Source organism: Halomonas sp. CKK8 (genome assembly GCF_029625235.1).
Classification (GTDB): Bacteria; Pseudomonadota; Gammaproteobacteria; order Pseudomonadales; family Halomonadaceae; genus Halomonas; species Halomonas ventosae.
On sequence record NZ_CP121193.1, the window covers coordinates 2,935,275 to 2,949,461 of the forward strand.

Genomic DNA, 14,187 nt, shown 5'->3' on the forward strand with positions numbered 1-14,187 from the left:
TTGCCAACCCGGGTCACACAATCGTGGCCCACGCCATCCGGGAGCCCAGATCAATGCCCGGGATGGCCAGGCTGGAATCGACACGCGAGCCAACAGTGAATGATCTCGTGGTGGAAAAGCAGCCTACGGAAAGCTGGTGGATCCGCGCCAAGTGGCGGGGATGGTCAAGCACCTGGCCAGCGACATGGCAGAGAACATGATCGGCACGGCGGTTCCTATTGAAGGGCAGGCTGGACCTGCCAGTAGCGTATACATGTTGCACTCTTGAAATCGTGGGAGGGAAAGATGAACTCGATAGCGATGCCCGGTAAGTTGGTGACGATGGCATTTGAGAATGCCCCCTGCGCCATTGTCTTGACAAGGAATCGGCGTGTCATGGAGTGCAACAGCGCGTTCTGCCAACTTTTCGGCTACGAGAAGGACGAGCTCTTGGGGCAGCTTACGTACATGCTATATCCCTCCTATGAGGATTACGTGAAAATCGGGGAACTTCGCTACAAGGATCTACTCCAGGAGCACCGATGTATTGATGAGCGCTTCATGAAGAACAAGGAGGGAGAGGTCTTCTGGTGCAGGACCCAGGGAAACACCTTGACACTTGACTCTCCCTTCGATCTTGCCGTGTGGACGTTCACAAAGATCGGTATAAAACAGGAAAAATCAAACAACCTGTCGATACGGGAGCGGGAGGTGTCGGGGTATATTGCCAATGGGTATACATGCAAGGAAGTAGCAAGGGTGTTAGGGATATCTTATCGCACAGTGGAAGCTCATCGGGCGAAGATAATGGGAAAACTAGGCTGCCGTAACACGGCGGAGCTGGTTTCTAAGATCATCCAGATTAACGCATAGTAAAGCGTCCGCCATGCTGATCCCGCCTTGCTAATCTCAGGATTCAATAATTATTACAGGGCGTTACAGTAATCAATGCACTGGGGGGGGGGCTCTCCCGCTATCGAAACCCCGCCCGCTTGGTGAAGTAAAGCGCAGCCCTAAATGAGAAATAAAAAACTGATTTTAAAGAATTATGTCTTTCATAGACCTCTTTCTACACGAATATCTTAGGCTTATACGTAGTACTACGCATAGTGGCGAGGAAGAAACGCGACTACCTTGAATCAAGGGCCTTTTGTTTTGGCAAAGTGAACACCAACTAACAGACTTCAGGCCCTGCGAGGTGAAAAACTATAGCCAGGCTTCGGGTCACACGAAGGCTATATATCACGCCATGCGATTAAACTTAACAGAGGAGGAATAATAACTATTTAGCCCGCTGGAGACATTTTAGGAATAGGCTAAAAGTTTCCAGTAAAAATGAGTCCTGGGTGGTCGGAAGCGTCCCAAGCTGTGGAAAATATCGAGCGCCCCCATCACTCTGCTTTAACCCCATCTACAACTATAACTTTAGGAGTTTCGATGGAACGATTAATCAACATCGACAACGGCGGGACCTTAACCGACATCTGTGTCGGCAGCGGCACCGACTTCGCGTTTACCAAAACCTTGACGACGCCCGTCGATCTGTCCCAGTGCCTATTCGACGCGATGACCAAGGCGTCAACGGTCATATACGGAGAGCCCAACCTATCCGGGCTGCTCCACTCGACCCAGCACATCCGGTACTCGTCCACGCAGGGCACCAACGCGCTGGTCGAGCACAAAGGGCCAAGGCTGGGCCTACTCGTGGACGACGCCGACATCCTCGACGAGTTGCACTTCGACGCGAGGTCGTGGTCGCTGTTCGACGACATTGTCGGTGACCGGACCGCGATTGTGCCTAGCGAGCTGGACGGCGACGAGTTGAACTCGGCGCTAGTGGCAGAGGTGACCCGTCTGACTGCGGCAGGCGCCGAGCGGCTCGTCCTCGCTGCTAGCAGCCAAGCACGGGAGAAGATGTTCAAGCGTATCATCTTGGAGCGGTTCCCGCGGCACCTCCTGGGCTCCGTCCCCTTGCTATTCAGCCGGGAGTTCGCCGCAGATGAGGTGCGGGCGCGTCGAATCTGGTCCGGCATCATCAACTCCTTCCTGCATCCCACTGTGGAGCGCTTCCTCTACAGCGCTGAGCAGCGACTGCGCACGCACAAAGTGAAGAACCCGCTCCTGATCTACCGCAACGACGGAGGATCCTCGAGAGTCGCAAAATCTGTCGCACTCAAGACTTACTCCTCCGGCCCCCGCGGCGGCCTGGAGGGTACGCGGGCTCTGGCTCAGGCTTATGGATTGCCTCACGTGCTGATGATCGACGTCGGCGGAACCACTACGGATGTGGGTATCGTGCGGGACCACCAGATCGCGACCGCGCGCCGCGGCGAGATTAACGGCATCCCAGTGTCCTACGAGCTGAGCGATGTCCATTCCACGGGGGTGGGTGGCAGCTCGATCATCGCCGTGGAGGACGGGCAGATCATCGTCGGGCCGAAGAGCGTCGGCGCGGCACCAGGTCCAGCTTGCTTCGGCTTCGGCGGCACCCAGGCGACGATCACCGACGTCAACCTCCTGCTCGGCGTCCTCGACCCTGACACCTACCTCGACGGTGAGATGTTCCTCGACAAGGATCGCTCCCGCGCGGTGATCCAGCAGAGTATCGCCGACCCACTCGGGATCACCGTCGAGGAGGCGCTGATAGAGATGGCATCGGAATACGCGCGCAAGGTTTCGGAATCCTTCGCGTCCTCGGTGGACAGCGCAGAGACGACGACGCTGGCCGCGTTCGGCGGTGGCGGGCCGATGAGCGCCTGCGAGGCGGCGCGCATCGCAGGCGTGCGAAAGGTGCTGATCCCCAAGCTTGCCGCCGTGTTCTCAGCGTTCGGCATCAGCTTCTCCAACATCTCACATGCCTACGAGCGCAATGTCACTGACCTGTCCCAGACACAGATCGAGGCCGCTGCCGGCGAGATGGAGAGCTGGGCGACGCGCGACATGTTCCAAGAGGGCTACGACATAGACGAATGTACGCGGGACTGGTCCTACCTGGTGGATCATCCGGACGGACGAGTGTTGTCGGAGGCCTTCGATAGCACCGCGGACGTGCGCTCGGAAGGTGGGCTACAGACGACCCTGGCACTGCGGGCAACCCGAAACCTGCCGCACCCCATCGTCAAGGGCGGATCCCCGGAGACGAAGTCAGCGGCGGTGTCGGCGGGAACCCGTGCAGTGCGCACTTCCGCCGAGGTCGTAGAGGACCTACCGGTGTATCTGCTCGACCAACAGGTTCCTGGCGCGACGGGTGCCGGTCCAGCCATCGTGGAGGGCCAATTCTTCACCGCACGGGTCCCCGCGGGCTGGGAGCTGGAAATCTCCAACTCCGGCGACCTCCTGCTCACTGACACTCACTAGCGGCTCGCCCGTTCGCCCCAAAGAATTAGACGAAAAGAAGGTGCATAAACCATGCGAATCCCGATGACGGAATACCTCGCGATTGACCTGACCTCCGAGCGGTGGCTGTGCAGGGTATGCGAGCACGATCTCGGCAACGCCCGCGGCAACTATAAGGAGGGGACCTTGGTGTACGACCGAGACCCCCGAGAGATCCACCCGGCGATCCTGGACCCGGAAAAGTACGAGTACACGTTTTCGCCGGATCCGAGATTCTGCCGCATCCTCGAGTTCTACTGCCCCGGCTGCGGCACGCAGATCGAGACCGAGTACACACCGCCCGGCCATCCGCCAACCGTCGATATGCTTTGGGACATCGACACGCTGCGTGAGCAGTGGGCCAGCCGAGAAGGTGACCCCGAAGAGCTCGTCAATTACGGCCCCGGTGAGAACGCTATCTCCGAAGCCCGCCACTGCCACCACCACCACCACCACCACTGACCGGCTGGTATTGAGGAGACTTGCATGAAACGTATTTCTGTCGATATCGGTGGGACCTTTAGCGATTGTTTCTTTGTCTGGGACGACATCTACGTCGAGGCCAAGGCGTTGACCACCCACCACAACTTGGCCCTCGGCTTCAACGAAGCCCTGGACCTAGCGTGCCAGCGGGCCGGCGTCTCGCGCAACAAGGCACTGCACGAGGTCGATTCGGTCCGCTACGCGACGACCCTGGGCACCAATGCCCTGATCGAGGGTAAGGGGCCGAAAGTCGCAGCACTGGTCACACATGGCTTCGAAGACACGATCCACCTGTCCCGCGGCCGCGGCTACGGCGAGGGCCTGGACGGTACCAAACAGGGCGACATGGCGGACGCTCAGCGCCCGGAGCCACTCGTTCCACGCCACCTGGTGCGCTCGATCAAGGAACGGGTGGACTCCGTCGGGGAGGTCCTTGTCCCGGTCATGGTAGACGACGTGCGCAAGAAGGTGCGCGAGCTGGTCGACAACGGTGCCGAGGCCATCGTGGTGGCGCTGACCAACGCCACCGAGAACCCTGCGCATGAGCAGCAGATCCTAGAGATCATCCTTGAGGAGTATCCCTCACACCAGCTCGGCGCTATACCGGTGCTGCTCAGTAATCAAGTATCCGGACGCAAGGGCGAGTACGTACGGGCCACATCCACGATCGTGGATGCCTTCCTGCACCAGACGATGTTCCACGCCCTCACCCAATTGGCCAACAACCTGCGTAACTCTGGCTACGAGAAGCCGATGCTCGTCATCCACAACTCCGGCGGTATGGCGCAGCCGAACTCCACCGATGCGCTACAGACCATCCACTCCGGACCGATCGCGGGAGTAGGCGGGGCGGAACACCTCTCCAATTCCACTGGGATTGGCAACGTGGTCTCAATGGACATGGGCGGCACGTCATTCGACATCGGTCTCGTGCCGGAGGGCGGCGTCCGGCATTACGACTTCCAGCCCACTATTGGCCGCTGGCTCGTCTCGGTGCCGATGATCCATCTCAACACACTCGGCGCTGGCGGCGGTTCGATCGCGTCTTATGACCGCATCCATAACGCGGTCCAGATCGGGCCACAGTCGGCCGGCTCAGACCCCGGTCCCGCCTGCTACGACCGCGGCGGCCTTGATGTCACCGTCACGGACGCCGACCTGATACTGTGCTATCTCGACCCCGAGAACTACGCCAATGGCCACATCAAGTTGAACAAAAAGCGCTCGGTTCACGCGATCGAGGAGACGCTGTGCGACGAGCTCGACCTAGATGTTATCGACGTCGCGAAGGTCATCAAGCGGACCGTCGACGAGCAAATGGCGATTGGCATCGAGAAGGAGCTGCGCTCGCGCGGCGGCTTGGTTGAGGACTATACGATGCTGGCCTATGGCGGCAACGGCCCCCTACATGCCTGCGGCATCGCGGCGAAGGCGGGGATTAGCAAGATCCTGTTCCCCCCGTTCGCGTCGGTTTTCTCCGCGCTAGGTGCAGGCAACATGAAGCCCCTGCACATCCACGAACGCAGCGCGTACATCGTGCTCTATGAGCCGCGCGAGCGCGTCCTGTATGAAGACTATGAGCTGCTCAACAGCTATATCGAGGAACTCGAGGCGAAAGGCGCGGAGGACTTGGTGCGCCAGGGCTACAACGCTGAGGACGTCAAGTATCGCCTCGAGATGGATATGCGCTACGGCAATCAGCTCGTGACCACAGCAGTGTCCTTCGAGATCAACCGGGTAGACGGGGTCGCGGACGTTCTCTATCTGATCAAGACCTTCGCGGAGATCTTCGGCCAGCGCTACGGCGAGGGTACGCAGGCGCCGGAGGCCGGCGTCCGGGTGCAGACGCTGCGGGTTGCCTCCTTCATCGAGGGGGAGGTCGTCAAGTTCGACTCGATCGAGATCGGCGAGGACCGCACGGTTCCCCAGGAAGTCTCGCACAGGATGGTGCACTTCACCGACATCGCCGAGCCTGTTCAGACACCCGTCTACGACGAGAGCGCGCTCAAGCACGACCGTGTCATCCCCGGCCCCGCTATCGTCACCACAGAGAGCACGACATACCTGGTCGAGCCGGGTTGGCGTTTGAAGCCGACAACCCAGGGAGCCGTCTGGCTCCTCAAAACCTCAAAGACTGACGCACAGCGCACCAAACCAAATTTCTCTCGGAAGGAGCTCGAAGCTCATGACAATATCGCACAATGACAACGGTCAGTTCGCAAAGCATGGCGACTCCCAGCAGTTGAGCGAACAAGAGCAGCAGTGGGTCGACAAGTTTATGGACGAGACGACGCTGTTCCTGGGGCCGGACCCCGAGATCATGCGGGATCACCGGATCCATGAGCGCACCCCGCACCAGGAAGACTGCATGTCCTCGCAGACCGACCCAATCGAGGCCGACCGTGTCCGCAAGCGTCTGGCCGGCGCGCTGGACGAGGCCTTCGAGATGTGCGAGAGCATGGGCGCGGCGCCCGGTGCAAAATGGGCAGACCTCTCCGTTGCCGTCTACACAGCGGAAGGCGACGTCAGCTACATGTCCAACCGCGGCGTTATCGCCTTCTCGGCGGTGCTTCACCACCCGATCCGCTACATTATGAAGAACTGGAAGGACGAGCCAACTGTTGGGATCAACCCCGGAGATGGCTTCTTCCACAACGACTCCCGCTTCGGGATGGTGCACAACACCGACCAGTCGATGCTGGTGCCGGTGATGCGGAACGGGCGGATCATCGCCTGGGTCGGCGCCACTATTCATGAGGGGGAGAATGGCGCGTGCGAGCCGGGCGGCATGCCGTCGGGCTCGGAGTCCCCGTTCGACGATGGCCTTCGGGCATCCCCTATCAAGATTGTTGAGGGCGGCAAACTGCGCCGCGACTTGCTGACATTCCTCCAACACTCGACCCGGGACCCCAAGCTGATGCTGGCCGACATCAAGGTCAAGATGGGCGCGGTCCGACGCGTGATGGATACCGTTGACCGCCTGATCGCAGAAGTTGGCGAGTCGGCCTTCATAGCGACCCTGCGCAGGACAGTGGAGAACGTCGAGACCGAGGTGCGGCACCGGATCTCGGAATTGCCTGACGGCACTGTTTCCTTCAACCAGTTCGTCGACTCGACACTCAAAGAGAATATCCTAATAAAGTTCGCGTGCAAGATCACCATCAAGGGCGACTCGATGGTTGTCGACCTTACCGGCACCGGGCCCGAGATTCTGAATCGGGCGATCAACTCGCCGCTCGGCTCGACGAAAGCTTTTTTTGCGCAGGCCATCCTGTCTTACTGGTGGCCGGACCTGCCGCGCACCACCGGCGCACTCTCGCCCATCAAGGTTATCTCCGAGGAGCATAGCTGGGCCGATGCCGGCTACGATGCGCCGGTGGGGCAGTCGCTACAAGCCTCGTTCCGCGGCTTCTCGGCTCTGCAGACCCTATACGCCAAGATCCAGTTCTCCGCGCCCACCAAATACTCGAACGTCATCGCTCCTTGGTTCAACCAGATCAATGACTTTCTGTGGGGCGGCACTACCCAGCACGGTGAGCAGGTGGGCAACTTGTGCGCCGACCTGAACGGCATGGGGGGTGGGGCCAAGGCATTCCGGGATGGCGAGGACGGCGTCGCGCCATTGTTCTGTGCTATGGCCGACATCGCCGAGCAAGAAGTGATGGAGGAGGAGGTCCCCTTCCTGCAGCTCGTCAGCAAGCGGATCGTGCGCGACAATCAGGGTTTCGGCAAGTACCGCGGCGGCATGGGCTACGAGATGATGGTCGCGTCCCGCGGCACTCCGGCCTGGGGATTCATGACCGTCACCTCCGGCGCGAAGTTCTCGTCAGTCTCCGGCATGTTCGGCGGCTACGGCTGCCCCACATACCCGCTGGCGATGGTCAAGAACATCAACATCTACGACATCATTCGCAAAGACCCGACGCAGTTTGACCTCTCGATGGAACGTGTGATGAACGAACAGCCCTATGAAGGCGGCAACTACCAGACTGCGCACATGGGCCTACAGTTCGACGTTGCCAAAGAAGGCGAGCTGTACATGATCAGCCAGGGGTCGGGCGGTGGCTATGGCGACAGCCTCGAGCGCGATCCCGAGCTCGTTATGGGCGACCTGCAGCTCGACCGGATCTCGGACAAGGTAGCCCGCGAGCTTTACGGAGTGGTGTACCAGCCGGACACTTTCGTGGTGGACCAAGACAAGACCGCGGCGCTGCGGACGCAGATGCGCCAGGACCGGCTCAAGCGGGGCAAGCCCTATAAGGAGTTTGTTGCGGAGTTCGTCACGCCGGAGCCGCCGAAGGATCTGCTGTACTTTGGGTCCTGGGGTGATGACACTGAGGAACTGGTCGCCACGCACTGGGGCAAGAGCGAGCCCGAGCGGGTGCGCGGACGGCTTGAGGACTTGCCGTTGATCATGATGCCGGACCGTCGGGTACTCAAGATAGAGGAGCTCAGCAAGCGCGTCGACGAACTTGAGACCAAGTGCGGCGAACAAGTGCAGCACAAATCCTGACCCCTGCGATGCCGTGCGGAGAACTCTGCCGCGCGGCATCGCCCATCTCCCGAGGACATCCGATGAACGCCAATCTCGTCTCCGTGATTGCCAACCCCCCGTCGGGGCGCACCACCGCGCTGCTCATGGACCACCACGACTACGCGCACTCCGTGTTCCTTCGAAACAAAGCCGTCCCTTGGGGCGACCCAACCGCGTATGCCCGCTTCTTCAACCAGGCACAAGGCCTGCTGGCACCCGACCTCGCAATTTTCGACCTCGGCCACTTCTACGAAGATCAGCTGTCGCAGATGCCTGCGCTGGAGACTGCGATGGCTGCAAAGAAGCGAACAGGCTACGCGTTGCGCACGATGCTCGGTGATAAAGATCTGGCGGGCAAGGCGACAGAACTTGCGCAGACGCTCATCTCGATGGCATCGGGCGCGGTGGTGTTGCAGATACCGTCACCGATGCAGTGGTTGTGCGCCACCCACCACTTCTCGGGCTCGACGCAAGTGGAGGACCTGGACGCGGACGACGCGGAGAACTCCTCCGTATACGTCGCCGACTGGATGCGCGCACTGGCGGCGCTACCGTTCGCCGCGGTGCTGCTCGACGACAGGCCCCTGACCGGGAAACAGCCTTCAGAGACTGTCGACCTGAGCACGTACACACCCATCACCAATGTGACCGCGCACTACCGGCTTATCGCCGGCATGCGTAGGGAAGACGCTGTGAGCATCAACGATACCGAGCTGCGGGGGACTGTCATCCCCGACGAGTTCTGGACCGGGACAGCACCATTGCCATCTGCCGCCGACTTCCACGTCACGCACATCCCCGAAACTGCAATTCCGGAGACAGTGTTGGATCAACTGGAAAAGCTCAAGTAAAGCAGGGAAGCTCAATGATCGCGATTTAGCCCATTCCACAGACGGCTCCCCAACGGGCTATTTTCTCTGGCATCGTCAGACCATCAAGCTTGCGGCTTATCAAGTAATATGACCATCAGCGACTTCAATGTAGAGGTCGCCCTAGGTTTTGTACGAAAAGTCGGAACTCAAGCAGCGGTCTATGCAAGCCAAGCGTACCATGGCGCGAAAGCTACAGACCAGTTTGTCATAGCACGTGCCGATTCATAGTAAGTGTCCCACTCAGGAGGACTCACACCATGCAAGATTCCAACGCATTCACCTTCGATACCGAAGTCCTCGCGTTCTGGCACAGCCAAGCACAATTCCAAAAAGCCGCCTTCGACGCCTGTTTGGCCTATCTTGGCTAAGCCGCCTCCCGTTGATTGCTCAGCGTTGCGCTACTTTTCTTGAAATCAGGCATGACAGCGCCATGCTGACCTCCCCCTGATCTAGTGTGTGAAACCGTCCCTGCATGCACACCGCTGGGCATAGGCGACGGGCAGCATATAGCCCGGCGAGTTGTGCGGTCTAACATGGTTGTAATGGGCTCTCCATTGGTCAATTTCATGCCGGGCATCGGCAAGGATCAGAAACCAGTGCTGATTGAGGCAGCCATCCCGGAATTTGCCGTTGAAGCTCTCGATGAAGGCATTCTGCGTCGGCTTGCCCGGTTGGATGAAGGCCAGCGTGACTTTCCGCTCACGCGCCCAAAAGAACATCGCCTTGCTGGTCAGCTTGGGGCCGTTATCGCAGACAATCGAGGCAGGCAGCGAGCGGTGAAGGATGGCTGTCAGGCAGCGACGTGGCCGCGAGGCGCCCTGCTGGCCGGGGGTTGGGCGATCAGGCGCCGAAGCGGCCGCAAGCGGGACTGAGGGACCAGGTCGCTACATGCACTGCACCAGCGACGTGCCGGCGCGGACACGCCGGGCCGGGGGTTGGGCGCGGCGTGTTCCAAGGTCGGCGCGAGCTGTGAGGGTCGGCACTACTGCAGCATGGCGTCAGCCGTGCGGGCCAAGGGTCTGCCCCGGCGCGTCAGCGCGGTGGCCAAGCTCCAAACCAACGACCAAGAGCTGTCAGACATCAGGTCAAGGTTGGGAACGTCAATGGTTCAAGAAAAGGTGGCCACCGGTGACACCATCCAGCAGCAGTGAATGATCCCCGTACTGCGGGTGGTGCGCACTGACCTCCCATAGCGGTTTGCGCAGATGCAGCACCTTCTCGATGACCACCTTGGCGGAGTCGCGGCGTTTCAGCCCGTGTCGACGTGACTGCATCACATGGCGCTTGGCGTGACGCTCCAGCGACGCATCATCCAGCGTCGGCGCTGGCAGATACGCCCCCTCCAGCGCCTCCCCCAGCACTACCGACTCGATGGTCGTGCTCACGCCCTGGCAGCGATCCACGCAGCAGTGCATGATCTCGCGGCGCTGGTGCAGGAACTTGCGGTATTCCCAGCCGAAAGAGCACAGCAGATAGGGAAACCCAATGGGTTTGACGTCCTGGATCGAAAAGCCCCTGTCGATCTGCTGCACACGCTCTGCGAGCCCTTCAAGGGGAAGCCTGGCATCCAGCCAGGCCTCCTTCTCCTCGGTTACGGCAGTGATCTGTTCGCTGCCTGCCATTACGCTCCCCCACTGGATGACAGCTTGAGGCTATAGGCCTCGTGGGACAGCGAGAAGTCCTGCTGCGATTTCATGCGGTTCGGCAGTGGCCGAAGCTCCGCTGTCTCGTCGATGGCCTGCAGGATGTGCGTCGGCACGGGGTGAGTCGCCTGGGTTGCCAGGCTGACCACGACCATGGTCAAGGAGGACAGCACCACACCCGCCAGCATGGGGTGGATCTCGGTCACGCCATCGAGACCGAAGTACTGCCAGACGAAGGCCACGCTACTGCCAACGATAATGGACGACAGTGCCCCGGGCGTGTTGGCCTTCTTCCACCATACTGCCGCCACGTAGGCCGGGAGAAAGGCGCTACCCAGCACGGACGTCGTGAACACCACCACCGCGAATACCGCAGGCGGCTCGAACAGGGCAATGAAGCCACACACCAGCCCCACGGCCAGCACGATGATCTGCGATACCCGCACCATCTGCTTTTCCTCCATGTCCGGATTGATGAACCGTTCATAGAGGTCCCGGGCAGCGATGCTACCGGTCTGCAGCAGGATGGAATCCGCCGTGGACATGATGGCGGCCATGATGGCGGCCATGACGATGCCGACGACCGCGGACGGCAGCAGGTTCTGCGCCAGCGCGAAGATCGCCTGCTCCGGATCGTCCAGGTCGGGCAGCACCAGGATGGCCAGCACACCCAGGATATATGGGGCACTGACGAAGACCAGATTCCACAGCGTGGAGTAGACGCCGGCCCGCCGGGCATGGAAGGGGTTGCGCATCGCCATGTGACGCGTCACCACGTGCGGCCAGCCCATGTACCCGATGGAGAAGATCAATACCGCCCCGATGACGATGCCCCATTGCCCCTCGTAGGCCAGATCCTTGCCCCACACGGAGAGCATCGTGGGATCCAGGTTCCCGATGGCCTCGTTGGCCGCGGTGAAGCCCCCCACGTGCTCAAGCGTCGCGGCCAGGATCCATACGATCCCCACCAGCATCACGAAACTCTGCACCAGGTCGGTGTAAGCGACCGCCCCGTAGCCCCCCATCAGGGTGTAGGCGAGGATAACCAGCACCGCGATACTCAGCGCGACTTCATAGGGCAATCCCGTGACGAGCTCGAGGCCCTTGCCGCCGGCGATGAACTGGGCCAGCACGTATGCCCCCAGCAACACCACGGAGAGAATGGCCGAGAACAGCCGAATCCACTTGCTGGGATAGCGCTTTTCCAGATACTCGATCGAGGTCAGCGCGCCCATGATCTGGGAAAGCTTCCGCATGCGGCGACCGAGGACGGAGAGGTTGACCACCCCACCGCCGATATCGCCCGCGGCATACCAGAAGCCATAGTAGCCCTGGGTGTAGCCGAGGGAGCCGGCCCCCAGGAACATGTAGCCACTCATCGATGTGGACTGCATGGTCATGGCCGTGACCAGCGGCCCCACGTTGCGGCCACTCAGGTAGTAGCCCTCCATGGAGCTGGCCCCGCCACGGCGCATGGCGATCACCCCGACCGCCAGCATGGCCAGAAAGTACAGGCCCAGGAACAGCAGCACTGTGGGATCCATGACTTGTCTCCTTGTATTGTCATTGTCGGATCAGAAACGACGCGCCTTATCCGCGGCTGTTGGACTCGTCACGCTTGAGACCCGGCCAGTCCCGGGTCACCCAGAGAAAGCCAAGCGTGTAGAGCACCCAGAAGATGGGCACCCCGATCACGAGCCAGGTGGTGGCAGTGGGCAATCCAAACATCGCGCTTCTCCTTGGTTGTCGTGTTGTTGGCGAAGACTCGGAAAGGCAGGGTGCGACCACCCTGCCCGGCGTTCCCTTCAGGAGGGGAAGTTGAACTCGGCCTGGGTTGACTCGTACGGCGACGGCCAGCGCTGGGATACCGCCTTGCGGCGGGTGTAGAAGCGCACCGCATCGGGCCCGTAGGCATGCAGGTCCCCGAACAGCGAACGCTTCCAGCCACCGAAGCTGTGGTAGGCCACGGGCACCGGCAGCGGCACGTTCACGCCGACCATGCCAACCTCGATGCCGTCGGTGAAGCGGCGAGCGGCCTCGCCATCCCGCGTGAACAGGCAGGTGCCATTGCCGTATTCGTGGTCGTTGATCAGCTGCATGGCGTCATCGAGGCTGTTGACGCGAACCACGCACAGCACCGGCCCGAAGATCTCTTCCTGATAGATCCGCATCTCCGGTGTCACGTGATCGAACAAGCAGCCACCAACGAAGTAACCGTCCTCGAAACCCGGTATTTTCAAGCCACGACCGTCAGCGACCAGTGATGCCCCAGCGGTCACGCCGTCCTCGATATAGCCCAGTACCTTGTCGCGATGCTCGGCGGTGACCAGCGGCCCCATGTCGAGCCCTTTCGTATTGCCAGCGCCGATCTTCAGCTCGTCGATCTTGCCCTTGAGCGACTCGACCAGACGATCAGCGGTGCTGTCGCCAACGCACACCGCCACCGAGATGGCCATGCAGCGCTCACCGGCACTGCCATAGGCGGCCCCCATCAGGGTGTTGGCCGCATTGTCGAGATCGGCATCCGGCAGCACCACGGCGTGGTTCTTGGCCCCGCCCAGTGCCTGAACGCGTTTGCCGTTGGCACAGCCGCGGGCATAGATCGCTTCCGCTACCGGCGTCGAGCCCACAAAGGAGATGGCCTTGACCTCCGGGGCCTCCAGCAGCGTCTCGACGGCTTCGCGCCCGCCATGCACCACGTTCATCACACCCTTGGGCAGGCCGGCTTCCATCAGCAGCTCGGCCACGGCCATGGCCGACGCAGGATCCTTCTCGGAAGGCTTGAGCACGAAGGTGTTGCCGCAGGCGATGGCCATCGGGTACATCCACAGCGGCACCATGGCGGGGAAGTTGAACGGCGTGATGCCGGCCACCACGCCCAGCGGCTGGTGGTTGGACCAGGCATCGATGCCCGGCCCGGTGTTGTGGGAATACTCGCCCTTGAGCAGCTCGGGCACGCCGCACGCGTACTCCACGTTTTCGATCCCACGCTTGAGCTCGCCCATGGCGTCTTCCACGGTCTTGCCGTGCTCTTCGCTGACCAACTGCACGATACGCTCGGCATTGGCTTCCAGCAGCTGCTTGAAGCGATACATCACCTGGGCGCGCTTGGCGGGCGGGGTGTCGCGCCAGGCAGGGAATGCAGCCTGCGCCGCAGCCACCGCCTGTCGGGTGGTGGCGGCATCAGCGTCGGCGACCTGACGAGCGACGGCGCCGGTCGAGGGGTTTGTCACCGGCAGAGTGCGCTCGCTGCCCACCGCCTCGCCATTGATCAGGTGTGAGAGTTGTGCCATGTCATGTC

The 14,187-nt window shown here is 61.0% G+C and carries 10 protein-coding genes and 2 pseudogenes; 6 read left to right on the plus strand and 6 right to left on the minus strand.

Annotated elements, in window-relative coordinates:
- Positions 1-285: 285 nt before the first annotated feature.
- The 6 genes from P8934_RS13870 (at position 286) to P8934_RS13895 (ending at position 9,222) form a co-directional block, all read left to right on the plus strand.
- The gene (locus tag P8934_RS13870; protein ID WP_278031574.1) at positions 286-852 is read left to right on the plus strand and encodes a LuxR C-terminal-related transcriptional regulator; all 567 of its coding nucleotides are present in this window, start codon (positions 286-288) and stop codon (positions 850-852) included.
- 564 nt (positions 853-1,416) lie between these two features.
- Positions 1,417-3,336 carry a hydantoinase/oxoprolinase family protein gene (locus P8934_RS13875; protein ID WP_278031575.1) on the plus strand — a complete coding sequence of 640 codons (1,920 nt, stop codon included), beginning with the start codon at positions 1,417-1,419 and terminating at the stop codon, positions 3,334-3,336.
- Positions 3,337-3,387: 51 nt separating this feature from the next.
- Positions 3,388-3,816 (plus strand): acetone carboxylase subunit gamma, encoded by a 429-nt coding sequence (locus tag P8934_RS13880; protein ID WP_278031576.1) that lies wholly within the window; start codon positions 3,388-3,390, stop codon positions 3,814-3,816.
- Positions 3,817-3,840: 24 nt separating this feature from the next.
- Positions 3,841-6,042 carry a hydantoinase/oxoprolinase family protein gene (locus P8934_RS13885; RefSeq protein ID WP_278031577.1) on the plus strand — a complete coding sequence of 734 codons (2,202 nt, stop codon included), beginning with the start codon at positions 3,841-3,843 and terminating at the stop codon, positions 6,040-6,042.
- Positions 6,023-8,350: a hydantoinase B/oxoprolinase family protein gene (locus P8934_RS13890; protein ID WP_278031578.1), complete on the plus strand. Its 2,328-nt coding sequence runs from the start codon at positions 6,023-6,025 to the stop codon at positions 8,348-8,350. The genes P8934_RS13885 and P8934_RS13890 overlap by 20 nt, the downstream gene beginning before the upstream one ends.
- A 62-nt stretch (positions 8,351-8,412) precedes the next feature.
- Positions 8,413-9,222 carry a hypothetical protein gene (locus P8934_RS13895; protein ID WP_278031579.1) on the plus strand — a complete coding sequence of 270 codons (810 nt, stop codon included), beginning with the start codon at positions 8,413-8,415 and terminating at the stop codon, positions 9,220-9,222.
- Between the two features lie 141 nt (positions 9,223-9,363).
- Here P8934_RS13895 and P8934_RS13900 read toward each other — a convergent pair.
- From P8934_RS13900 to P8934_RS13925, 6 genes and pseudogenes are all read right to left on the minus strand, one after another.
- A pseudogene (locus P8934_RS13900) lies at positions 9,364-9,465 on the minus strand (IS5/IS1182 family transposase); the annotation flags it as partial.
- Positions 9,466-9,692: 227 nt separating this feature from the next.
- Positions 9,693-10,001, minus strand: a pseudogene (locus P8934_RS13905) (transposase); the annotation flags it as partial.
- 342 nt (positions 10,002-10,343) lie between these two features.
- Positions 10,344-10,865, minus strand: coding sequence for a hypothetical protein (locus P8934_RS13910; protein ID WP_278031580.1), 522 nt, complete (start codon positions 10,863-10,865; stop codon positions 10,344-10,346).
- Positions 10,865-12,430 carry a sodium/proline symporter gene (locus tag P8934_RS13915; RefSeq protein ID WP_278031581.1) on the minus strand — a complete coding sequence of 522 codons (1,566 nt, stop codon included), beginning with the start codon at positions 12,428-12,430 and terminating at the stop codon, positions 10,865-10,867. Before P8934_RS13915 ends, P8934_RS13910 begins: the two co-directional genes overlap by 1 nt.
- 46 nt (positions 12,431-12,476) lie before the next feature.
- Positions 12,477-12,614: a hypothetical protein gene (locus P8934_RS13920; RefSeq protein WP_166644606.1), complete on the minus strand. Its 138-nt coding sequence runs from the start codon at positions 12,612-12,614 to the stop codon at positions 12,477-12,479.
- Between the two features lie 77 nt (positions 12,615-12,691).
- Entirely contained in the window at positions 12,692-14,179 is a 1,488-nt protein-coding gene (locus P8934_RS13925) for a CoA-acylating methylmalonate-semialdehyde dehydrogenase (protein ID WP_278031582.1), read from the minus strand.
- Positions 14,180-14,187 lie beyond the last annotated feature (8 nt).